Origin of the sequence: Bacillus sp. FJAT-52991 (assembly GCF_037201805.1) — a bacterium.
Classification (GTDB): Bacteria; Bacillota; Bacilli; order Bacillales; family Domibacillaceae; genus Bacillus_CE; species Bacillus_CE kandeliae.
The window spans coordinates 3,253,436-3,274,901 of sequence record NZ_CP147404.1 but is presented as its reverse complement, the minus strand read 5'-3'; the positions used below and the strand labels follow the sequence as shown (position 1 = coordinate 3,274,901).

Genomic DNA, 21,466 nt, shown 5'->3' with positions numbered 1-21,466 from the left:
AAATTCATGAAAATAGAAAACCTATTGAACAATAAGGGTGCAAAGTTGCCAGTCTAAGGAAAATTTGCTAGGAGGGCTGAGCCATCTACAATTAGGAGGATTCTTTATGGGGAATGTTCAATTAATTGACCAAGAGTGGATTGATTTAATGTTAGAAGCAAAAAAGTTAGGGTTGACACTTGAAGAGGTGAGGGAATTTATAGAAGGAGAAAAACTTGGTTTGCAAAAGGTCGAATCAACTTGATGTGCTGTTACTTAAGAAAATCCATGCGAACATTTGATTTATAAGAGTATTGTTCGCATGGAAGGTCGTTTTATCCTATTTTGATCAGTAAGGCAGTATGTTATTTGTGAGTTTTTTGCCATTTTTGAAATTCTAAAAACTGTTTGAATTGTTCTTTACTAATACCTGATTCCATGGCTTCTTTAGCTAATGCTAACCACTCGGAGTCAACGAGTTCAGTCGAATCGTTATTATCATTTATTAACTTTTCTACACTAACATTTAATACGGAAGATATTTTACTTAAAAACTGAATGGATGGATTTAGTTGAATTTCGCGCTCAACAGAAGAGATATAAGACTTAGCGACCCCTGCTCGGTTAGCTAATTCAGTTAATGACAGCCCTCTTTCCATCCTCAATGTTCGAATACGCTTACCGATAGCCATTTATATCACCCTTACCGCTTACTATAAAAGTAAATGCTTATGCTTCATTCTACCACAACACGACAGAAAACTACAAAAAAACTAGTAACCATACGCAACTTTCTGTTAACATTTTGTTGCTTTAAAGCAACAAGCAAACACACGATTTTAGCGACCAAAGCCCATCGTTGGTTTGTGAGGATTGATGTCCCAGTCTTGGCGCCACGTTTTTTTGTTGTTGGTTAGTAAGTCGTTGATGATTTTGTCGATGTCGACTTTTTCTTCGTAATGCCATTGCAAGGCAATCGACATGTATAGTTCGTTCAACTGGGCGATAGAAAGGCCTGCTGTGTTTTTCACTAGTCGGTCCATTTCTGTTTCAGGCATGAATTGATCGATCTTTCTTTTTCTTAAATATTGGCTACGCGCTTGTTCATTTGGCAGTTTAATTTCATAGGCGCGATCAAAGCGGCCTGCTCGGTTAATCAGTGCGGGGTCGATTTTCTCTGGATAATTGGTCGTCCCAATTAGGAAGATCCCTTCTTTCGACACCGCGCCATCTAGCGTATTTAAAAAGACGGAACGAGATTCTTCCGGCATTGAATCAATGTCTTCAATGACAAGAATCATCGGGGCCATTTTCGTAATAGTTGAGAACACTTCTTTAATCGAATAGCTTGTCGTGTACTCGGTGATTTGCCAGTAAACGACAGGAGCAGAGGTGCTGCCAGCAATGGACTTCACAAGCGTTGTTTTACCGTTCCCAGGTGCTCCATAAAGTAAAACACCACGTTTATATGGGATATCATACTTTTTAAAGAAGCTGCCACTATGCAGAAAAAACTCATCAATCGAGCGAAAGATTTCGGTTTTGATTCCTTCTTCTAGCAGGACATCTTCGCGGCTTACTTGATGAGTGATTTTTTCGTGTATCTTTTCGACACCATCTTCTGTATCAGTAAAAATATTGATGTACCCTTTCATAAATTCTTTTTGCTGCTTATACAGGTAATCAATAAACGCAAGTAAGCGCTCATCACTTTCGGCAAAAATAAAATCCTCCTCGTAATCCTCGTGGCTTTGGTAAATGGGAAGCTTCGCCAGTGCTACCTCGTATGTCGGAAAATAGAGAATTGAATTGTTCAAAGACGGATGAATCACATGCTTATTTTCACCAGTCATGTTGGAGTAGTGAATGGTTTTTGTTTCTAAGCAATCGAATACATGGGCAATAATTTGAATATCATCGGGTTGACGAGTCAATAGTTGCTCAACAATTTCCCAAAGATCTTCCTCACTCTTATGTGAATACATCTGAAAATCTTGTCCGGTTTTCTTTAATAACAATGTTTTTATTTCATGGATGTTAACCGCATAATCGTAATAATGAGGCATGGCCTCCTTGGACAATTGTTCAAATGGAATTAATGTTTGAGGTGCTGTCATCAATAACATCCTTTCATCTATCATGTCACTACCACAAAAACTTTAACCATATTATAACATTAGTTTAACAAATACCCTCATTAGTAATAAATTTACGACTTAAAATTGTTGAAAGTAATACTAGTAAATACATGGTTTCTTATTTGAGAAAATGATACAATATATTCTCGATTAAATGCCAATTTACTTTTTATTTTATTGATAAGCTGAAAGTGTTTCGTGCTATAATATAATGAGTCATTTCGTACATAAATAGATAAACTATCGTTTTATTAGTTGAAAAGGAAATTGAAAGGAAAGAGGAACTAATCTACATGTTGAATCATAGGACACTTTTAATGCTGCTAGCCTTTTTAGTCTTGCAGCCGGTAATCGATGTAATGACCACGGCGTCAATTTTAATTTTTAATTTGAATATTACCGTTGGTGTAATTATTCGCGTATTATTCATGGTGATTATTTTACTATTCTTATTAAAATTAGCTTTTAATCACAGTAGAGCTAGAAAGTATATACTTTATTTAATTGGCTTAGCCATTATACTCATCATAAATATTGTTGTGAATATGAATCTGAAAGATCCATATTTCTTGTTTAAAGAATTGAAATTTTATAATAAAGTCGTCTATTTTCCAGTTTTATTTTTAGGGTTTGTCATGATTTATTTGCAATTAAAGAAATCCCGTACGGAGATAATGGAAAAAACAACCGCTTATTTCTTATATTCCTCTATTATAATTAGTGTGGTATTTATTGCTGCCTATTTTACAGGAACAAGCTTATCAAATTATTCTCACACAAAAGTTGGTTACACTGGTTGGTTCTTTGCTGGAAATGAAATCGGTGCTATTATGGCTATTATTTTGCCAGTCACGGCGTTGTATGCTATTGAAAAAACAGATTCCTTAAAGAATAGTTTTTACTGGTTGCCATTTATCTTATTATCCATATCTATGTTATTCCTTGGAACGAAAGTTGGATATGGTGGGATTGTCATTGTATTAATCGCAGCTTGTATTTCTCTACTAATCATTTATGTGACAAAGGGACGTGAGAAAAAGACACGTGCGAATATGCTTATTTCTCTTTTTCTTCTAGCTGTATTAGCTGTGTCTACGCCATTTACGCCTGTATTCAATAATATGTATGCTCATGTCAATTTATTGGGGATTAACATTGAAAAAGAGAAGAAAGTAGATATCAAAAAAGGTGAGGCTGTAGTAGAAGAAGAAAAGGAGCCGAAAATTTCCGAAGAGCAATTGCAAAACCTTGTCTTTAGTAGTCGCGAAAAATATTTAGCTGATTACAAAAAAGATTTTGCCGATGCACCAACTATTCAGAAGGTTTTTGGCCTTGGTTTCGCAGGAAATTATGAAATGCCAGAACCGGGAAAAGAACCTAAAATGATTGAAATGGATTTCTATGATCTCTTTTTCTCATTGGGTATTGTTGGATTTTTGTATTTCATGGCCCCGTTGATTTATTATTCGATCCGCTTTATATGGTATTTTATTTCTAATATAAAAGAAACATTTACTATTCCACACGTGATGTATGGCGTGGGATTTCTTCTGGCTATTGGTATAGGTGCTACAGCTGGTCATGTGTTCACTGCTCCGGCTGTGTCGATTTATGTGGCGGCTATATTGTCTATGCTGATCGTTGATAGCAAGATAATTGAATAAAGCAAAACAGCTCGCAATTTATGTTGCGAGCTGTTTTTTTTGAAAGCTGAATGCCGTCTTATAGATTTTTATGAAAAGCTGCAGATAATTTTTCAAAAAGATCATCTTTAGGAATCTGGAAAGTAGTAGCCTTTCTTTATAAGTCCGGTTTATTTGACATCCTATGTAAAGAGGTTTATCTTCCTTCTAAAAGGTTGTTTTGAAGTTTTAAGAAGGGGAGTGGAATTTTGGAAAAGGAGCATTGGATAAAGATGTCGGATGGACATGAAGTATTTTTAACGGAGTGGGTGGATGATGAGGTGAAGCCCAAAGCGATGCTGCAAATCGCTCATGGCATGGCTGAGCATATTAAGCGGTATCATGAGTTAGCTGAGCATTTAGTGTCGATGGGGTTTATCGTCTATGGCAATGATCATCGTGGGCATGGTCGAACAGGAGATAAAAGTGGGTTGCTCGGCTTTTTTGCTGAGCAGGATGGATTTGAAAGAGTGGTGGAGGATTTAAAAGAGATCAATGATCATATTCATCGTACACATCCAGACCTTCCTGTATTTATGATGGGGCATAGCATGGGTTCCTTTTTAGTTCGTCGTTACTTACAGCGGTTTCCTGGAACAGTAAATGGCGTGATTGTTTCCGGGACTGGAAGCGATCGTGGGCTCTTAGGAAAGATGGGGAAAATATTAGCCAAGTCTGAAATGAGAAGACGTGGAAAACGAGCAAAAAGTCCGCTATTAAATAAGTTGTCTTTTGGAGATTTTAATAAAAAGTTCTCCGACATCCAAACTGAGTTTGATTGGCTTTCTAGAGATCGTGAGCAAGTTCAAACGTATATTGATGATCCTTATTGTGGATTTATTCCGACAGCTGGGTTCTTTTATGACTTATTAAATGGATTAGAGATGATTCATAAGCCGGAAGAAGTGAGTCGAATGGAAAAAGATCTACCGTTTTTCTTCATTAGTGGTGATCATGATCCGGTTGGTGACTACTCTAAAGGAGTTCTTCGTGTCATCGATCAATATAAGCAGCAAGGAATAACCAACATCGACTATACATTTTACAAAGAAGGCCGACACGAAATGCTTAACGAAACCAATCGTCAGCAAGTTATTCAAGATGTTACGAACTGGCTTCAAGCACAGCTTTAATATGTTCAAGTGACGGAGGATGGTGGTAATAGGTGGTGAGGTTGGTTCAGGTAGTGGTCCGTCGTTTTTTTGCGGAGCGTTTTTTTGATCAGGCGGCGCAGACAGCTTATTATTTATTGTTGTCCGTCGTTCCTTTTCTGATTTTCATGTTATCTTTAATGAGTTTTTTTCCTATCAATGAAGGGGATATTTTAGGGTTTATTGAGCCTTATGCTCCGGGGAATACGTATTTATTAATCAAGGAAAATGTACAAGCAATTGTCGCAAGGGACCAAGGACAGATCATTTCGCTTAGCTTCTTTTCTACATTTTGGCTGTCTTCGATGGCAATTCAGTCACTCGTTCGTTCTTTGAATGATGCCTACAATATTCAAAGACGGTTATCTTTTTTCACAGGGTTGTTTCGAGATTTAGGAGTGACATTAGTTTTTATGTTTCTTGTTCCATTTTCCTTTATGATCCCGCTTCTAGAACGGCTACTCCACTTATTAATCTCTACAGAGGTCATCGGTACAATTGAAGAGTTTACACCATATTTTAAAATTTGGACCGTGGTGAAGTGGATACTTGGAACGGTCTTCTTATTTCTATTTTTTATATTGTTTTATAAAATTTTGCCTAATGGTAAACAGCCACTTCGATCTGTTATACTAGGTGCTTTATTTGCTTCTATCTGCTGGCAAGCGGCGTCTGTCATGTTTGGAGAATATGCAGGTTCCGTCAATTACACTCGCATTTATGGGCAGCTCTCGGGGATTATTATTTTAATGTTGTGGTTCTATTTATCCGCTGTTGTGTTGCTTCTAGGAGGTTTGATAAATGCGGAGCATGAAAAGATGCATCGACTTTCTTAACGAATAAAAGCGCGGTCCTAACATGATTAGGACCGCGCTTTTATTTTATTGGTAGTAATACCACTGATGCTCGAAGAATAGTTCTGCAGAGCTATTAAACTTGATGTTTTGTTTTACTTCGCTAGGAGAGAAGTAGAACTCCACAGTTCTTTTTTCATTTGGTTTAAGAACCACATTTTTGTATTCTCGTAATGAAGTAGATTTAGCTACGAGTTTACCGTTGATATAAAGCTCATATTTACCTTTGATGTTGAATACTTCATTTTTTGTATTATTGAAAAGCTGAACATTCATTTTTAAGCGTCCATCTGATAGTAATTGAGTACCAGTGACAGTAGCTTGAACACCTGAACGGAATTGCTCATTTAGCGTACGAGCCATAAAAACAGCAAATTCTGTACGTGTTAACGGTTGGTACGGAAGGAAATATCCCTTGCTATCGCCTTTTGTGATTCCATTATAAGCTAAAGCTTGAACATATTTATAGAACCAATCGCTGCTTTTTACATCTTTAAAAGAAGTAGTGGACTTATAGTCTAAGCCAAAACTTTCTGTGATAATCTTCGCCATTTGTGCTCTTGTTAACTTATCGTTTGGTTTGAAATAAGTTCCTTTGCTGAAAATGCCGTATTTCGTTAATACAGCGATTTCATTGTAGGCAGAATGAGTTGTTGGAACATCGCGGAATCCAGGATTTGGAGCATATTCGTCATCTATACCCAAAGCTCTTGCTACAATAATAGCTGCTTGTGCACGAGTCACAGGATCTTTAATACCAAAATTGCCGTTTTTGTACCCTTGAATAATTCCATTTTTTACAAGGTAATCGATTTCTTTTTTCGCCCAGTATGTACTTGGTACATCTCGGAAAGAAGTAGAGGCTGCAGCTTCGTAATTCGCTTGCTCATCCATGGAAGTAGATTTTCCGCTTAAACTGCCCTCGAAAGTTGCCGCAGATGGAACAGCTACAGGAATGAAAAGTATGATAGCTAAAACAGCCATTAATAAAGATTTAAAGGCTTTCTTCAATTGTAACACCTCTCAATTTTTAGAATTGTATTCGCAATTACTTTAACAGATAGATACAAAAATTGGCTACAAAAATTTTCAAAATAGTAATTTTTAACTATTTATCTAGGGCGGAAAGAGGAGATATGATAGGTTAAAAGAACTAATTACACTCTCGCAATAAGTATCATCATAAGAGATTTCATAAAAATTTTTTAAGTTACTTTTATTCAACGGCTAGGTGTAACTTTAATTTGTTCATCGCTTGTTTTCGCCACTTTTTGACGGTAGAAGGAGAAACATTTTCGCATTGAGCGATTTCGGTGATCGTCATGTCTTGATAAAAAGTGCGAATGAGCCAAACTTTTTCGCGGTGAGTTAGGTGGATTGCATAAGTGAGTAAGATGTCGAGTTCGAATGGTTTATCACTTTGTTCATCTGGTTTCTCCTCCCAAAATAACTGGTTAGTGTAGACTACTCGTTGTTCTCTTTGCTTGGATTTTTTTAACGCATCCATCATTCGTCCTTTGATATACGAGTAGGCGATACTTGAAAAGGCACCTTTGTCCTGGTCGTATTTTTCATAAGCCTCCCAAAGGGCAACCTGTCCAATTTGTTGAAATTCGTCCTGGTCTTTGTAAATATGCAGCGATTTCATGATGTGATGGATTATTGGTAAAAATTGATGATAAACGTTCTCAAAGTTCTCCATTGTTTTCTTCCTTAATGGAAGCGCGCTTGCCGTGAATTCCCGGGTTGAACCAAACATAGCGGGATTCTCTTTGTTAGGCGAAAGGGTAAAATAGAGAGAAGAGTAAGAGTTTTAATGGATATAATTACCTGTAATTTGATGTTTGTCCTAAGTAAAGGTACGAAACCTTCTTTTTTATAAAAATATTCAATGCTGAATATGACAGTTTAGATCAAAAAGAAGCTTTTAACACAGTCCGAGAGAATTCCCCTTCCTCAAGGAGCGTGAAGGGCACAGCCGAAAATCGTTTGGCAGATCATCTTCCGATCTTTGTCGAAAGAAAAAAGGATGAAATTTTCCATTTGATATTGATGGGAACATACATTCGTTTTATGATGATGACAAGGGAGGAGGGATCTCATGTATCGAACGTTGAAAACAGGCTTTACGGCTCCTCAGCCAACGCGTTTCACCTACGCTGGATCTGCGGAACGATTTGGAATGACTGCGTGAAACTAGCCCGGTATTACTACCGGATTCACGGCGCGTGGATCAATAAAAGCGATCTTCAATCTGAACTCAAAGGCTTGTACCCTCTTCACAGTCAGACGATCCAAGCGGTGTGCCACAAGTTTCTGCATGCCCGAGATGGGGTTCGCCAAGCACGGAAAACGAATAAGTCCATCCGATATCCATACAAGGAAAAGTTCGTGTTCCATCCCAAATGGGTCGATAAATCTTTCGTACTAAAAGGACGCAAGCTGATGCTCAGCCTAGGCAGGTGGAAAGGGAAACAACAGACACCGCTCGTGTTGACGCTCGCCTCGGTCCCAACTGGCTTGGTCAAAGAAGTAGAACTCGTCTTTGACGGTCGGTGGCATGCCTGTTTGTCGTATGAAGACGGCATCGATCCCGTACCGATTCAAGACGGTCATACGGCAGCGATTGATCCAGGTGAGATTCATACGATTACCGCCGTCAGTACAGGCGGACAAGCACTTGTGATTTCTGGCAGAAAGATGCGCAGCGTTCACCGGTTGCGAAACAAAAAAGCGAGAGAACTGCAAATCCTCATGAGTCGGTGTCAAAAAGGGTCCAGGAAATGGCGCCAATACCATCGAGCAAAAAAGTACATTCTCTCCAAAAGCGAACGGCAGCTAGGAGATCTCCTGCACAAGACAACCCGTACCTTTGTGAACTGGTGTGTGGAACAAAGAATCGGCCATGTCGCTCTTGGCGATGTGGAAGGTGTTCAGCGACACACGAGCAAGCGAAATAAACGGCGAAAACGCAACAAGGTCCGTTCACGAAACTACCGATGTTCTTGCGGATATGAACGGCATCGGGATGTCCATGGTGCAGGGAACATCTTATCTCAGTATTTGCACGGGAAGTTTCGAGAAGTGATGCTGACCAGTATCACGTATCTACGTCCTGTACAGGCGTAGTAGATGGGTAGAACCGCCCCAGGGGAGATGGCCATGCCTTTGATTCTCTCTCTGTTGCTTACGGTGGCAGCAAGCCGTCGGGAGACGTCTTGCGTCAAGACCACTGCTTCCTGTATGGGAGCGTCAGTCCTCGAGAAAGACGAGGGTGTCGTGTACACCTATGGACATCGTCCAGCTTCTGATGTCGAGGGGATCGACAAGAAACCCCCACCTCAAGCTCGCGATAGGTGGGGGAGGTTCATTGTAGTGTTAGCAACGTTTATTGGAGCTGAGATGAAGGGAGAACATAAAAAGGTCTTGTTCCATTCAATGAACAAGACCTTTTGGTATGAAATGATTTATAAATATAAAGAAATGATTAATAGAAGAATTCCGTTTTTATGAATCACTCTTGCTTTTATCTCTATTATTTAACATGTATGTAATACAACTTGTAGCCCGGTCTAATTGTTTGTAATAGACATGAGGAGAACAGTTTAAGGATAGTTTGACGCCATTTTTAAAATAGACAACCATTTTCCCTTTGACTGAAGAATGGGATTGTACATGCCGTGGGAATATCCAGCAGCAGCCAGACTCTTCAGGTGAAATTGTAGGAAAGGTATAGATTAGTTCTTCGTGGCAGATTAACAATGGTGTTTTTTTGTAATAGTTTAGTTGCTTACGAGTTGCTTGAAGCCGGCCTTCATAGGTGAATAGGCGGTGTAAACAGGCTTTATTTAATAGCTGTTTCGCTGTGTCATGGGTGTAATACGTTCCTTCCTCATCATAAATAATCGTATTGCAGTCATCTTGATGATGCTCTACAAGCCCCATTGTACTTACAGAAGGCATATAACTCTCAACAAAAACCATCAAAAACTCCCCCTTCTTTGTAATTAATACTATAGTAGCGATTAAATGTAAATTTTTACAATGGACAATATTAAAAATATGTAAATTTTTGAATATTGTTTTATCACTTTAGTGTAGTGGATCTGATCTCTGAAATATGCAATTTTGAATAATTTATGCATTTTGTAATGAATTTTCATAATAAATGTAATTTTATTCTGAAAATTCTTAATTGGTATAATTTTTGCATTAATTTCCGGAGTGTGTTTTTAAGATTGCTAAGGGGGTTGTTATATGTCAGATTCAAAAGAAATGAGTAGGTCGTTAACGCTTGTTCCGGTGGTGTTGTTCGGTTTTTCGTTTATGGCGTTAGCGACGGTGTTTAGTACATATGGTATTGCGGCTGAAACTTCGAACGGGATGGTCGCGGGAGCTTATGTGCTAGCGATGATCGTCATGATGTTTACAGCTTATAGCTACGGACAAATGTCAAAAGCCATTCCATCAGCAGGATCTGCCTATGCGTATACGCAAAAAGCACTTAATCCTTATGTTGGATTTATGGTTGGTTGGTCGATTTTGATGGATTATTTGTTTATTCCAATGGTCAATTACTTATTGTTCAGCATATTTTTCTCGGCCGCCTTTCCGGCCATTCCACCGTATGTGTGGGTGCTAGGAATGTTGTCATTAGTCACATTTATCAATATTAAAGGCGTGAAACTGGCGGCAACAGCGAACGCTTTGATCACAATTTTTTCTCTTCTATTTATTGTATTGTTTATTGGCTTATCGATTAAAGAAATTCTTAGTGGAGAAGGTAGTGGTACACTGTTATCTCTTGAACCATTCTACAATTCAGAGAAATCTTTTTCTTCTATCGTAGCGGGAGCCGCTCTTTTATGCTTCTCGTTTCTCGGATTTGATTCAGCAACTACGTTTGCAGAGGAGACGGTTAATCCGCAAAAGACCATTCCACGTGCCGTGTTTATTATTACGTTAGCTGGAGGGTTTGTTTTTGTAAGCGTTTCCTATTTTGCTCATCTTGTTTGGCCAGACTTTAGTACATTTACTAATGCAGACTCAGCTGCTCATGAAATCATTGCCCTTGTTGGTGGAAAAACATTCACTTCGTTATTCCTTGCTGTCTATGCTGTTACAGCGTTCGGTTCAGCGATGTCGTCACAAGCTAGTGCTTCTCGCGTTCTTTATGCGATGGGGCGTGATGGTCAACTACCGAAAAAATTCTTTGGAGCCATCCATTCCAAATATGAAACGCCAGTGAATAATATTTTAGTCATTAGTGGCTTTTCATTGCTCGCATTATTTTTAAGTTTGACGCTTGTTGCTTCATTTATTAACTTTGGAGCGTTTCTTGCATTTATCTGTGTGAATATTTCGGTAATTGCTTATTACTTTATTCGAAAAAAAGAGCGTTCATTGAAGGGGACGATTATGTACTTGATCATTCCGTTGATCGGGGCTGGCCTTGATTTATGGTTGCTTATGAATCTTGACGTTCATTCAAAGGTGTTAGGTAGCATTTGGTTTGTCTTTGGCTTTATTTATATGCTCTTTTTAACGAAAGGATTTAAGCAAAAACCGCCAGAGTTAAAGTTATCAGTGGATCATTCGTGAGGGAGGAAAGGGAACATGATGAAAGCAGATATGATTTTAATTAGCGAGGCCGTTTTTACAGGGACAAGTGATCAGCCGGAGCCATTGGCTGTAGCGGTAAAAGGGAATAAAATTATGGAGGTTGGCCCTAAGGAAGAGGTGCTTGCCTTCAAAGGAGAGCATACAGAAGTGGTGGATGTTGGAGATCAACTCATTATGCCTGGTTTCCATGATGCTCACTTACATATTATGCTCGGTAGTTTGTTCAGCCATTATAGCGTTTCTTTAATAGATGCGAAGTCTAAGGAAGAGGCGATTGCTAAAGTAAAAGCATATGCTGATGATCATCCAGAAGAGGCCTGGATTGTAGGTACCGGATGGGATCATACGGCTTGGGGAGAAAAGGATTTTCCTACTCGTTATGAATTGGATCAAGTATTGGGTGATCGTCCAGTTGTCCTTCTACATGCGGAAGGGCATTACGGTTGGGTCAATTCCATCGCTCTTAAAAAAGCGGGGATTACGAAAGACACAGAGAATCCGGATTACGGGATTATTTATAAAGATGAAGCTGGGGAACCAACGGGGATTTTAATTGAAACAGCGATTTCTTTAGCGACAGATTATGCCTATGATTTTTCAAAAGAAAGACTACGTGATATGGTGGAGCAGTTTTTACAGCATGCAGCCAAATTAGGAGTAACTTCTGTGAATGATTTGTATGCAAGCCGTGCTCATGAAAAGTTGGAAGCGTACGATGTTTATCAAGAAATTGAGGAGGAAGGATGTCTAACGGCGAGATTCCATCTTTATTCGCCACTAAGTGGAGACATTGAACAAGCGAAGAAATTACGCGAACAGTATAATTCCGATAAATTGCGATTGGCCGGATTAAAGCAATTTATTGATGGGGTCGTCACGGGCTATACTGCTTATATGCTTGACCCATATGAACAACGTCCTGAAACAAGGGGAGAGACGGCTTATAGGGAAGAGCAACTAGAGAAATGGGTGGCAGAAGCGGATAAGGAAGGTTTTCAAATTCGCTTTCACTCAATTGGTGATGGCGCCGTTCGACTTGGGTTAGATTTATATGAAAAGGCCCAAGAGAAAAATGGCAAGCGCGATGCACGTCATGCCCTTGAGCATATTGAAGTGGTCGCTCCTGAAGATATTCCGCGTTTCGGCCAACTTGGCGTTATGCCATCTATCCAGCCGTATCATATGGCTCTGATGCCAAGAGAAAGCCACACGACACAGGTTAGTGATGAAAAACAAGCGTATATTTATCCAAATGCCTCGTTAGTTCGCTCTGGCGCAACGGTGTCGTATAGTAGTGATTACCCGATTGTGCCGCTTGAACCAATGATTGAGATCTATCATGCGGTGACGCGTAAAGATTTTACACTGAAGGATACATGGAATGAACAAGAAAAAGTAACGATGGCTGAAGCACTAAAAGCTTACACAAGTGCCTCTGCCTACAGCGTTTTCCGTGAACACGAACTAGGTACACTAGAAAAAGGAAAATTAGCCGATATTATCGTCTTAGACCGAAATTTATTTACGATACCAGAAGAACAAATTCCTGAAACCACAGTTGAACTTACATTAGTGGATGGAGAGGTCGTTTGGAGTCAGCCGCAAGTAGCTGTGCAGAAATAAGTAAATGATTAGGGGCTGTTTCATTAGGGACGTAATTCCTGATGGAGCAGCCTTATTTTAGAGGGGGATGGAATAATGAAAAAAGGAACGATGAATATTGCTTTAATTCAACATCAATGTGTGGAAGATCATGGGGAGAATATAAGGACAGCGGAACAATTGATCCGACAAGCTGCGGAGAAAGGTGCGAAAATTATTTGCACACAGGAATTGTTTAGCGGACAATATTTTCCGCAGACGATTGATGTCAATAAGTACGAATGGGCTGAACCTATCCCTGGCCCTGTTTCAAATCGAATGCAAGCTCTATCGAAAGAATTAGAGGTTGTAATCATTGTCTCTCTTTATGAATATGTCAGAGATGGATTATATTTTAATACAGTCGTTGTGTTTGAAGATGGAGAAAACCTTGGGAAATATCGAAAGCATCATATACCAGAAGGTCCGCAATATATTGAAAAATATTATTTTACAGAAGGAGATTCCGGATACCCTGTTTTTCAAACAAAATATGGCACGATCGGTGTGTTAATATGCTGGGATGAATGGTTTCCTGAACCGGCGCGCATCTTAGCTTTAAAAGGGGCAGATATCATTTTTTATCCATCAGCGATTGGCTCTGAGCCAGACCACGCGGATTTAGATACGTCGCAAACATGGATGGATGCTATTCGAGCGCACGGTATTCATAATAATATCTTTATTGCTGCGGTCAATCGAGTCGGGCGTGAAGAAAGCGAAGAAGGTTTTATGACATTTTATGGTCGCAGCTTTATTAGCGACCCTTGGGGAAAAGTAGTACAAGAAGCAACAACGAAAGACAAGGAAATCATTATGGCGGAAATTGACTTAAAAGAAATCACAAAAGCCCGTAATATCCTACAATTCCATCGCGATCGCCGTCCAGACAGCTATGGGGAACTGTTGAAGAGAGTGATTGAGTAAAAAAGATAATCATTAAAAAGCCAACCAGTGGATGTGAATGACTGGTTGGCTTTTTGAGTTTAGTATGTCGTCCATCAATGCGCTAAATGATTCCGGCATAGTGTTGGTCATGGCAGTCTTTTAAATCGAGTTCTCCGGATAGCATGGCTGGGAGGATCTCGTCAAGACCAACGTTCGCTTTGCGGATGATGTGAATATCATTTTTATTCAGTTCTTGTTCAGTGATGTTCCCCTTATAGGAGATGATTTCCTGTCTATCATCATTTGTGTTAATGACATAGGGGAGAGATTGTTCCAAAGGTTTGTCTAACCAGTACCTAGTGAATTTAGAAGCCAAGTCGTCTTTTTCAAACATCCCTAAAAATTCACCTTGACGAATCAATAAGAGGTAATCGGCGAATTTGCGAATATCGTGAAGCTGGTGGCTTGTAAATAAAATCGTGCGTTCCAAGTTTTCATCCATTAATTGCACCATCTCATCAATCACCAATTTTTGTGCCATTAAATCAATGGCAGCCATCGGTTCGTCAAAAATCATCAAATCCTGTGGTTGAGCTAAGGTTAAAGCAAGTGTTAATTTTTTTTGCACACCTTGCGAAAGTTTATCAAATCTCTTATTTAATGGAATGTTTAACTTATCGACATAGCGAGAGAAACGTTCCTCATCAAAGGAAAAAGAAAAATGAGCAATAAGTTTTTTTATTTCCGCCCCTGTTAAGCCATTGCAGCCAGATGTTGTTTGAGGCTGGTAGGCAATTCGCTTTTTCCAACTGCTATCGCCTAAAGCTCGATCTTGCTCAAACAGCTGGATACGGCCGCTGTCTTCTTTTGCTAATCCCATGATCATTTTTAGCAGCGTACTTTTCCCAGCGCCGTTATCGCCAATAATAGCGACAGAACTTCCAGTGGGAATTGCGACGTTAATAGGCCCAAGCCCAAATTCCCCGATTTGTTTACATACTTGTTCCAATTTAATCACGCTCATATTTAACCTCTCCTTTCTTTAATTATTGAGGTGAACATTTGTTCAATATCCTGCAAGGAATAATCATGTTGCAATCCTACTTCAATTGCCCGTTCGATTGCTTGATTTACTGTTTTTTCTTTTACTTCTTCTTTTATTGCGAGTGCTACATCTGCCACAAAAGTTCCTCTCCCTCGAATCGTTTCAATGAATCCTTTTCGTTCCAAATCATTATAAGCTCTTTTCGTAGTAATCACGCTGCACCCTAGTTCTTTCGCTAACACTCTTATGGAAGGTAAAGCGGTTCCAGCGGGCAATTGTCCTCCAGAGATCAGAGCCTTCACTTGAGCTTCAATTTGGTGATAAATCGGTTCCCGACTGTCTTGGGAGATGTGAATTGGCAAAGTCATGATAAAGTCTCCCCTTTACAAATAATCATTGGTTCGGAGTCTTTTAACGGCGTATCGATACCAGTAAAGGTAACTTCCGATTGTTAAAAGTGCTGCAGATACTAATGTAACTGTTGGGTAATTTTTGATGAGAAAAATGGATCCTTCGACTAAGCTTGCTCTTATATAAAAATAGTAAGCCACAGTAATTGCTAAGATTGATCCGTAGGTAATAATTGAAACGATGATCATTTTTGTCATGGATATGACATCTCCTACGTCACCAGCTGAGAGGAGAAAGCTCATCATTAGACCAATCAAGAGCCAAAAAAGTAAGAAAACGATAGATTCCCCTATGGATAGGGTCGAGTTCAGCTTTGAAGGTACAACGAGAAATATACTAATTAAGACCAAGTTTGTAATGACTGACAGAACAGAGTTAGAAAGAAAGCGGCTTTTTAATAGCACATCTTCTTGAATGGGCTGCTCCTGTAAAAAGTTAAAAGAACTGCAGCCCCAAAAATCTCCTGACACCCGTGTTAATTGGTATTCCTTTGAGCGTAAAGAATACGGGAGAGTGATGACGACAGTAAGAAAAACAAAATCAAACAAGATTTTCATAGCCGTGTTCACAGAACCATTTGAAAAGCCTATTAAAAAGACTAAGTAAACAAGTGTACATATTATTAGTTTGAATAGTCCTGTCATTTTGAATAGCTCAAACCTACTCAACCACCAAGCATCATGCCAAACTGAATGCATTTAAATAACCTCCTACTGTTAATGTGTATATATAATTATACACACATATTAAATGATGTTTCTGGAAAAATCAACTATCTTTTTTTGAGATCTGATCCCCCACTGCGTTAATGTGTTAAAGTACCTAGAAGTTTTCTTTGTTTCTTTTACTTTGGGAAATATCAGATTATTTCTTCTTTTTTGTGTGTATGAGTGGTATAATTTTTCAAATAAATATTTTTCATCATGTAAGTTAAACAGTGAGCAAGGAGTGGAATTGGAATGAAGGTTTGTAAATTTGGTGGAACGTCTGTGGCGAGTGCGGAGCAGATCAAAAAAGTAGCCGCGATCGTTGGGGAGGATACGAAGCGTAAAATTGTCGTTGTCTCCGCCCCAGGGAAACGCTTTAATGATGATATTAAAGTAACTGACTTACTGATTAAATTAGCAGAGGCTTCTCTTTCAACAGGTGAAACGGAGAAGGAATTACAAGCAGTCGTGGATCGCTATGCTGATATCGCCAAAGGACTTGGTCTTGATGAGCATATTGTAAACATCATTGAAGAAGATCTTCGCGGGCGATTAACAATCAATCGTGATAATCGTGATTTATTTGTGGACCAGCTAAAAGCGAGTGGAGAAGATAATAATGCGAAGCTGATTGCCGCTTATTTTTCAAGCATTGGCATGGAGGCAGAGTATGTTAACCCGAAAGAAGCAGGATTGATTGTTAGCGATGAACCGGGACGTGCTCGTGCCTTACCGGAAGCATATGAAAACTTAAGTAATTTGCGTGATCGTAAAGGAATCGTTGTTTTTCCTGGTTTCTTCGGCTATTCACGTGATGGTGTGATGATGACGTTTGCTCGTGGTGGTTCCGATATCACAGGCTCCATTTTAGCTGCTGCTGTTAATGCGGAACTATATGAAAACTTCACCGATGTGGATTCGGTGTTTGCAGCTAATCCTAAAGTAGTGGACAGTCCCGTTGAAATTAAGCGCATGACGTACCGGGAAATGCGTGAGCTCTCTTATGCAGGTTTTTCTGTTTTCCATGACGAAGCATTGATGCCGGCTTTCCAAAGATCTGTGCCGGTTTGTATTAAAAATACAAATAACCCATCGGCAGAAGGAACAATGATTGTCGCTGAACGTGAATATTCAAAAAGTCCAGTGATCGGTATTGCAGCAGATGGTGGATTTTCAACGATTTATGTCAGCAAATATTTAATGAACCGCGAGCTTGGATTCGGTCGTCGGTTATTACAAATATTAGAAGATGAATATATTTCTTATGAGCACACACCATCTGGCATTGATGATTTATCTGTTATTGTACGCAGCCATCAGCTAACGCCGGAGAAAGAAGCACGTATTATTTCCAGATGTCGGGAAGAGTTGCTAGTGGATGATGTGTATGTGGAACATCATTTTGCCATGGTTGTACTTGTAGGAGAGGGAATGCATAACACACGCGGTCTGACAGCAAGAGCGACAACAGCGATTTCTCGTGTTGGAGCTAATATTGAAATGATCAACCAAGGATCATCTGAAGTCAGTCTTGTATTTGGTATCCAAGAAAAAGATACAGAAAGCGTCTTAAAAGAATTATACAAGGAGTTTTTCAGCACTAGCGCTGTACTAGGAGTTTAATGTATGAAAAAAACCAGTGTGAAAGGGGAAGATCTTTCATCACTGGTTTTTTTGGGTTTGGCAGTGGGGGTTGGCTGCTATTTTAGTGCTTGCTCGGGTAATCGTTGTTAAAATATTGGCATGTTCTTGTGTGTTCACCATGTATTTTGCTGCTACATACGGTCTATGTTTATCGTCAACCACATACATAGGTGGAAGATGGTTGAGTGAAAGGGCCAATAAATCGTCTAGGCAACGGTCGCACAGGCAGGTTAGTTTTAAGTTGTCTTTATGCTCTGTAATGATGGTTTTCACGATATCTTCCATGGCGTTCTTGACGGTCATGCTGTGCCCTCCATTTCCTCATTAAATGTAAAAAATACACTATTTATTATATCGGATAAAAGTAAAAAATATTTAATCCAAACATTTATCCCGCATTAACGGGCTGTAAGACCCCCACTCATTGAAGTTTCACTTTCACTCTTTTAAAGTGGCAAGGTGACAGTAAATTGGGCGCCTTTTTGTGGTTGACTTTGGGCGGTGATAGTTCCTTTGTGAGCTTTGACGATTCCTTTAGCGATAGATAAGCCTAGGCCGGTGCTATTTTTTTCTAATCGAACAGGCGTAGTGCGGTATGTGTGCTCGAATAGTTTTTCTATATTTTCTTCTGAAAAGCCGCTCCCGTTATCTTTGACTTGAAAGGAGATAGTATCTGTCTCTCTCCAAAGGGAAATCTCCACGATTCCACCAGGAGGGGTGAATTTCACCGCATTCGATAATAAGTTTGAAAAGACTTGCTCCATTCGAATCGAATCAAGCAATACTTCATGCTGTTTGCCCTTCTCTAATGAAGATTGATAAATAAATGTTAGTTCTTCAGCTTTGAGTTGTGTTTCATAAGATTGAAATAGCTTATACATGTACTCTTCAAAATTAACAAGTTGAAAATCAAAAGAAAGCTGTTTTCCTTCCATTAGTACAAGCTGCTTCATATCAGCAAGCAATGTTTCCATAAATTCTACTTGCTTATACAGGTTCACTATATATTTTCTTTCGCCTAAAGGAATCACTTGATCCAACATGCCTTTAGTTACTATTTTCAGCACGGATAGCGGAGAAGACAGATCATGGGAAATAGCTGAAATCAAGCGAGTTCGGGCACTTTCTGCCTTCTCTAACTCCTGATAAGCCATTTCTAATTTCAGTGTTCGCTCCTGTACCTTTTTTTCTAATTGTTTATTTGAAATATTTAACTGATTCGACAGCCGCTCGGCCATTGCATAGGAACGAGCATATTTCGCTGCATTGAGAGCCACATGAATGATGATATAAAAGAGGACACTCGCTGCGGCGATGTACATTCCGTCTAGTATACCCAGTCGAATCAATAGGTCATTGAGAATGCCGTAAATGATTAACACTAACCCAACAAGATTCCAGTAGGCTTCGGATACCCCTTGCCTAATTGAACGAATCGACAAAAATGTCATATAAATAAACACACACAGCACGAAAAAGGCAAAAGGTAATTTAGTGTATGTAAATATACTAGCAGGCAGAAAGAAAGACATACATGCGCTAGTTAAGCAGACGAAGGTGACTATTTTAAGAAAGAATCGTTTCAACGGTTGATGCAGCATAGAATGGAAATATTTATACCAAGCGATAAAAGCGAGAAAGGTACTAGCATGCTCGATTCTTAAAATCGTTGTCCAGTTTAAAAATGGGAATAACAGACCAAGCTGTATATTGCCGGTGGCTGAAGTTCGAATCGCCACTGCCAAACAAACAAGGCCAAAGTAGAGCGACGATAGATCATTGCGGCGCTTCATATAAAAAACAATGTGATAAATCGCCAGAATCAACATTCCACCAATAATAAACGATTCTTTCATCATACGCAGATTATGCTGGGTGAGTAACGCAGTCTCTTCACCAAACTCAATTGTTTTCCACAAGCCTGTATGATAGATCATATAATTAGCGGTTAAAATATCAATCTGTAACACTTCTTGATCTGGTTGATAGGCAATAAAGGATGGACGGTTGGCTGGGATATAATCTTCTTTTGTAGTGCCGACTACGCCATTTGTATAGAGTGTTTCCCCATTCACTTTAAAAACATAACTTGATCCGATTTCTGGTAGATAAAATCCGAGACGTTTTCCGACATGTTGAGGATTTAGTTTAATGGTCAGGCGATAGTTGGCATAACCGTTTGGAGGTACACTCCGGCCGTTTAGTTCATAATTGGTCCACTCATTTGGTACTTTTACATAGATGGGGGACTGGCCACTGAAATCTTTCCATGAGAAGGCCCATTCTCCATTTAATCCGATGATCGGTGTTGTCACAAATGAGTGTGATTGAAGATCTAAAACTCCTTGCTCTGCTTTTAAAGGAAGATGAGCAGGTCGGGCAGACTGGCTGTAGATAAATAATAGAATCAATAAGCCTAAGGTGACAGAAATATATTTTCTTCGTTTTTTCATGGCACGAATTTGTACCCAAAGCCTCTCACTGTTTGAATATAGCGCGGCTTTTTAGGGGTGTCTTCAATTTTTTTTCGTAAATTGCTGATGTGGACAAATACTGTACTGGCATCGCTTTCAGAATCAAAGCTCCAAATGGAGTTAAACAAATGCTCTGAATTAAACACTTTATTTGGATGTTGAGCCAAGAAAAATAGCAATTGTCTTTCTTTCACATACAGTTCAACGGGGTGCCCATTTTTTCTTACTTCCATGCTTTCTAAATCGAGTGTAAGATCTCCAAATACTAGCTTGTTGTTTGGGGTTTTGTCTGTGCGTCTCCGTAAATGAACTTTTATTCGCGCGAGTAATTCTTGAGGGTCAAAAGGCTTTGTGATGTAATCGTCGGCTCCGCTGTCAAAGCCTTGTAATTTCATGGATGTTTCATTAAAACCGGAAACAAATATTAACACACCATCAAACTGTTTCCGATATCGCTTAGCTAAAGCTATGCCGTTTTCACCTGGAAGCTGAATATCAAGCAATATTAAATCAGGTTGAAAAAGCTGTATCTCCTCCCAACCCTTTTCTGCATTTTCTGCCCAACGCGCTTCGTACCCAGCGGCTGTTAAATACATAAGACCTACTTCAGCAAGCGTTGTTTCATCTTCTATTAGTAGGATTCGCTTGCGCTCCATTTTGGTTGCATCCTCTCTAAATAAAGCTTTACTATAATATTACCAATTTTTCGTGAATTTTCGAATGATGCATTTGGACTAAAAAAGAAGGCTAACCTAAAAGTAAAGGGCTAGCAATCTCGCCGACTATGTTAGCAAGGTTGCTAGATACTTAAAGGTTAGCCTTCTTTGTCTAATCTTTTCGTTGATTGAGGAAAGACAAACTTATTCAGGTAGCTTGTCTAAAATGCTCGTATGGTTGCGATGTATTCTGTGTGACTCTTGATACGCTTTACGCAATTCCTTTGTTTGTAAGCGTTCTTTTAGTTTCGGTAATACAATCGCTAGTAATACGCCATAAGTGATTAATTTTTTTGCATTCATCTTTCTTCATCCCCGTTCTAAATAGTAGATACATTTCAATATACCCAATAATTTTCAAGTAAAAAACCAAACAACAGAGAGGCGCCATGTTTTAGTCATAGAGCCAAAAAAGATATCCAAATCTATTATAGCATATTTTAGATAAAAACACGAAGGAACACCAGTAAAATTGAAACAATGGTAATTTATTGTAAAAAACATTGTTATTATT

The 21,466-nt window shown here is 39.1% G+C and carries 22 protein-coding genes; 10 read left to right on the top strand and 12 right to left on the bottom strand.

Features of this window, described 5'->3' with window-relative positions; all coding sequences use genetic code 11:
- Window positions 1-106 precede the first annotated feature (106 nt).
- On the top strand, window positions 107-244 hold the full coding sequence (locus tag WDJ61_RS16775) for an anti-repressor SinI family protein (protein WP_338751797.1): 138 nt from the start codon (window positions 107-109) through the stop codon (window positions 242-244).
- A 100-nt stretch (window positions 245-344) separates the two neighbouring features.
- Here the strand turns inward: WDJ61_RS16775 and WDJ61_RS16770 are convergent, their stop codons facing one another.
- A complete protein-coding gene (locus WDJ61_RS16770) occupies window positions 345-671 on the bottom strand; it encodes a helix-turn-helix domain-containing protein (RefSeq protein ID WP_338751795.1) in 327 nt (108 codons plus the stop codon).
- Between the two features lie 147 nt (window positions 672-818).
- A complete protein-coding gene (locus tag WDJ61_RS16765; RefSeq protein ID WP_338751793.1) occupies window positions 819-2,096 on the bottom strand; it encodes an ATP-binding protein in 1,278 nt (425 codons plus the stop codon).
- A 314-nt stretch (window positions 2,097-2,410) separates the two neighbouring features.
- Between WDJ61_RS16765 and WDJ61_RS16760 the strand changes: the two genes are divergently transcribed.
- The 3 genes from WDJ61_RS16760 to WDJ61_RS16750 all read left to right on the top strand — a co-directional run bounded on the left by WDJ61_RS16760 (window position 2,411) and on the right by WDJ61_RS16750 (window position 5,786).
- Window positions 2,411-3,781: an O-antigen ligase family protein gene (locus tag WDJ61_RS16760; RefSeq protein WP_338751791.1), complete on the top strand. Its 1,371-nt coding sequence runs from the start codon at window positions 2,411-2,413 to the stop codon at window positions 3,779-3,781.
- 227 nt (window positions 3,782-4,008) lie between these two features.
- A complete protein-coding gene (locus tag WDJ61_RS16755) occupies window positions 4,009-4,932 on the top strand; it encodes a lysophospholipase (protein WP_338751789.1) in 924 nt (307 codons plus the stop codon).
- Between the two features lie 35 nt (window positions 4,933-4,967).
- Entirely contained in the window at window positions 4,968-5,786 is an 819-nt protein-coding gene (locus tag WDJ61_RS16750) for a YihY/virulence factor BrkB family protein (RefSeq protein WP_338751787.1), read from the top strand.
- Window positions 5,787-5,831: 45 nt separating this feature from the next.
- Here the strand turns inward: WDJ61_RS16750 and WDJ61_RS16745 are convergent, their stop codons facing one another.
- The gene (locus tag WDJ61_RS16745) at window positions 5,832-6,815 is read right to left on the bottom strand and encodes an S-layer homology domain-containing protein (protein WP_338751785.1); all 984 of its coding nucleotides are present in this window, start codon (window positions 6,813-6,815) and stop codon (window positions 5,832-5,834) included.
- A gap of 205 nt (window positions 6,816-7,020) precedes the next feature.
- Window positions 7,021-7,506: a sigma-70 family RNA polymerase sigma factor gene (locus WDJ61_RS16740; RefSeq protein WP_338751783.1), complete on the bottom strand. Its 486-nt coding sequence runs from the start codon at window positions 7,504-7,506 to the stop codon at window positions 7,021-7,023.
- Window positions 7,507-7,994: 488 nt separating this feature from the next.
- On the opposite strand from WDJ61_RS16740, the gene WDJ61_RS16735 reads away from it, so the two are divergent.
- Together WDJ61_RS16735 and WDJ61_RS16730 are read left to right on the top strand one after the other, a co-directional pair.
- Complete coding sequence (locus tag WDJ61_RS16735; protein WP_338751781.1) at window positions 7,995-8,933, top strand: transposase; 939 nt, start codon at window positions 7,995-7,997, stop codon at window positions 8,931-8,933.
- Between the two features lie 33 nt (window positions 8,934-8,966).
- Complete coding sequence (locus WDJ61_RS16730) at window positions 8,967-9,317, top strand: hypothetical protein (RefSeq protein WP_338751777.1); 351 nt, start codon at window positions 8,967-8,969, stop codon at window positions 9,315-9,317.
- On the opposite strand, the gene WDJ61_RS16725 is transcribed toward WDJ61_RS16730, so the two are convergent.
- Window positions 9,312-9,788, bottom strand: coding sequence for a competence protein ComK (locus WDJ61_RS16725; protein WP_338751775.1), 477 nt, complete (start codon window positions 9,786-9,788; stop codon window positions 9,312-9,314). The genes WDJ61_RS16730 and WDJ61_RS16725 overlap by 6 nt on opposite strands.
- Before the next feature lie 273 nt (window positions 9,789-10,061).
- Here WDJ61_RS16725 and WDJ61_RS16720 point away from each other — a divergent pair, with 273 nt between their 5' ends.
- The 3 genes from WDJ61_RS16720 (at window position 10,062) to WDJ61_RS16710 (ending at window position 13,994) form a co-directional block, all read left to right on the top strand.
- Window positions 10,062-11,405 carry an APC family permease gene (locus WDJ61_RS16720; RefSeq protein ID WP_338751773.1) on the top strand — a complete coding sequence of 448 codons (1,344 nt, stop codon included), beginning with the start codon at window positions 10,062-10,064 and terminating at the stop codon, window positions 11,403-11,405.
- A gap of 15 nt (window positions 11,406-11,420) precedes the next feature.
- The gene (locus WDJ61_RS16715) at window positions 11,421-13,049 is read left to right on the top strand and encodes an amidohydrolase (protein ID WP_338751771.1); all 1,629 of its coding nucleotides are present in this window, start codon (window positions 11,421-11,423) and stop codon (window positions 13,047-13,049) included.
- Window positions 13,050-13,124: 75 nt separating this feature from the next.
- Window positions 13,125-13,994: a carbon-nitrogen hydrolase gene (locus WDJ61_RS16710; RefSeq protein WP_338751769.1), complete on the top strand. Its 870-nt coding sequence runs from the start codon at window positions 13,125-13,127 to the stop codon at window positions 13,992-13,994.
- A gap of 82 nt (window positions 13,995-14,076) precedes the next feature.
- Here WDJ61_RS16710 and WDJ61_RS16705 read toward each other — a convergent pair whose 3' ends face one another.
- From WDJ61_RS16705 to WDJ61_RS16695, 3 genes are read right to left on the bottom strand one after another with little or no spacing between them, the layout of a single operon-like run.
- Window positions 14,077-14,979, bottom strand: a complete 903-nt coding sequence (locus WDJ61_RS16705) for an ABC transporter ATP-binding protein (RefSeq protein WP_338751767.1) — start codon at window positions 14,977-14,979, stop codon at window positions 14,077-14,079.
- 2 nt (window positions 14,980-14,981) lie between these two features.
- A complete protein-coding gene (locus tag WDJ61_RS16700) occupies window positions 14,982-15,368 on the bottom strand; it encodes a GntR family transcriptional regulator (RefSeq protein WP_338751764.1) in 387 nt (128 codons plus the stop codon).
- A gap of 15 nt (window positions 15,369-15,383) precedes the next feature.
- A complete protein-coding gene (locus WDJ61_RS16695; RefSeq protein WP_338751762.1) occupies window positions 15,384-16,109 on the bottom strand; it encodes a hypothetical protein in 726 nt (241 codons plus the stop codon).
- A gap of 261 nt (window positions 16,110-16,370) precedes the next feature.
- Here WDJ61_RS16695 and WDJ61_RS16690 point away from each other — a divergent pair, with 261 nt between their 5' ends.
- A complete protein-coding gene (locus tag WDJ61_RS16690) occupies window positions 16,371-17,741 on the top strand; it encodes an aspartate kinase (protein ID WP_338751760.1) in 1,371 nt (456 codons plus the stop codon).
- A 39-nt stretch (window positions 17,742-17,780) separates the two neighbouring features.
- Here WDJ61_RS16690 and WDJ61_RS16685 read toward each other — a convergent pair whose 3' ends face one another.
- From WDJ61_RS16685 to WDJ61_RS16670, 4 genes are all read right to left on the bottom strand, one after another.
- Complete coding sequence (locus WDJ61_RS16685; protein ID WP_338751758.1) at window positions 17,781-18,065, bottom strand: late competence development ComFB family protein; 285 nt, start codon at window positions 18,063-18,065, stop codon at window positions 17,781-17,783.
- A 143-nt stretch (window positions 18,066-18,208) separates the two neighbouring features.
- On the bottom strand, window positions 18,209-20,215 hold the full coding sequence (locus WDJ61_RS16680; protein WP_338751756.1) for a sensor histidine kinase: 2,007 nt from the start codon (window positions 20,213-20,215) through the stop codon (window positions 18,209-18,211).
- Window positions 20,212-20,892, bottom strand: a complete 681-nt coding sequence (locus WDJ61_RS16675; RefSeq protein ID WP_338751754.1) for a response regulator transcription factor — start codon at window positions 20,890-20,892, stop codon at window positions 20,212-20,214. The genes WDJ61_RS16680 and WDJ61_RS16675 overlap by 4 nt, the downstream gene beginning before the upstream one ends.
- A 204-nt stretch (window positions 20,893-21,096) precedes the next feature.
- Window positions 21,097-21,255 (bottom strand): hypothetical protein, encoded by a 159-nt coding sequence (locus WDJ61_RS16670; RefSeq protein WP_338751752.1) that lies wholly within the window; start codon window positions 21,253-21,255, stop codon window positions 21,097-21,099.
- Window positions 21,256-21,466: the final 211 nt, after the last annotated feature.

Coding starts and splice junctions, on each gene's coding strand:
- WDJ61_RS16730 (WP_338751777.1), top strand. CDS start 8,967: ATGCCTTTGATTCTCTCTCTGTTGCTTACGGTGGCAGCAAGCCGTCGG.
- WDJ61_RS16695 (WP_338751762.1), bottom strand. CDS start 16,109: ATGCATTCAGTTTGGCATGATGCTTGGTGGTTGAGTAGGTTTGAGCTA.
- WDJ61_RS16685 (WP_338751758.1), bottom strand. CDS start 18,065: ATGACCGTCAAGAACGCCATGGAAGATATCGTGAAAACCATCATTACA.
- WDJ61_RS16740 (WP_338751783.1), bottom strand. CDS start 7,506: ATGGAGAACTTTGAGAACGTTTATCATCAATTTTTACCAATAATCCAT.
- WDJ61_RS16690 (WP_338751760.1), top strand. CDS start 16,371: ATGAAGGTTTGTAAATTTGGTGGAACGTCTGTGGCGAGTGCGGAGCAG.
- WDJ61_RS16705 (WP_338751767.1), bottom strand. CDS start 14,979: ATGAGCGTGATTAAATTGGAACAAGTATGTAAACAAATCGGGGAATTT.
- WDJ61_RS16770 (WP_338751795.1), bottom strand. CDS start 671: ATGGCTATCGGTAAGCGTATTCGAACATTGAGGATGGAAAGAGGGCTG.
- WDJ61_RS16765 (WP_338751793.1), bottom strand. CDS start 2,096: ATGACAGCACCTCAAACATTAATTCCATTTGAACAATTGTCCAAGGAG.
- WDJ61_RS16760 (WP_338751791.1), top strand. CDS start 2,411: ATGTTGAATCATAGGACACTTTTAATGCTGCTAGCCTTTTTAGTCTTG.
- WDJ61_RS16715 (WP_338751771.1), top strand. CDS start 11,421: ATGATGAAAGCAGATATGATTTTAATTAGCGAGGCCGTTTTTACAGGG.
- WDJ61_RS16720 (WP_338751773.1), top strand. CDS start 10,062: ATGTCAGATTCAAAAGAAATGAGTAGGTCGTTAACGCTTGTTCCGGTG.
- WDJ61_RS16775 (WP_338751797.1), top strand. CDS start 107: ATGGGGAATGTTCAATTAATTGACCAAGAGTGGATTGATTTAATGTTA.
- WDJ61_RS16700 (WP_338751764.1), bottom strand. CDS start 15,368: ATGACTTTGCCAATTCACATCTCCCAAGACAGTCGGGAACCGATTTAT.
- WDJ61_RS16710 (WP_338751769.1), top strand. CDS start 13,125: ATGAAAAAAGGAACGATGAATATTGCTTTAATTCAACATCAATGTGTG.
- WDJ61_RS16725 (WP_338751775.1), bottom strand. CDS start 9,788: ATGGTTTTTGTTGAGAGTTATATGCCTTCTGTAAGTACAATGGGGCTT.
- WDJ61_RS16680 (WP_338751756.1), bottom strand. CDS start 20,215: ATGAAAAAACGAAGAAAATATATTTCTGTCACCTTAGGCTTATTGATT.
- WDJ61_RS16675 (WP_338751754.1), bottom strand. CDS start 20,892: ATGGAGCGCAAGCGAATCCTACTAATAGAAGATGAAACAACGCTTGCT.
- WDJ61_RS16670 (WP_338751752.1), bottom strand. CDS start 21,255: ATGAATGCAAAAAAATTAATCACTTATGGCGTATTACTAGCGATTGTA.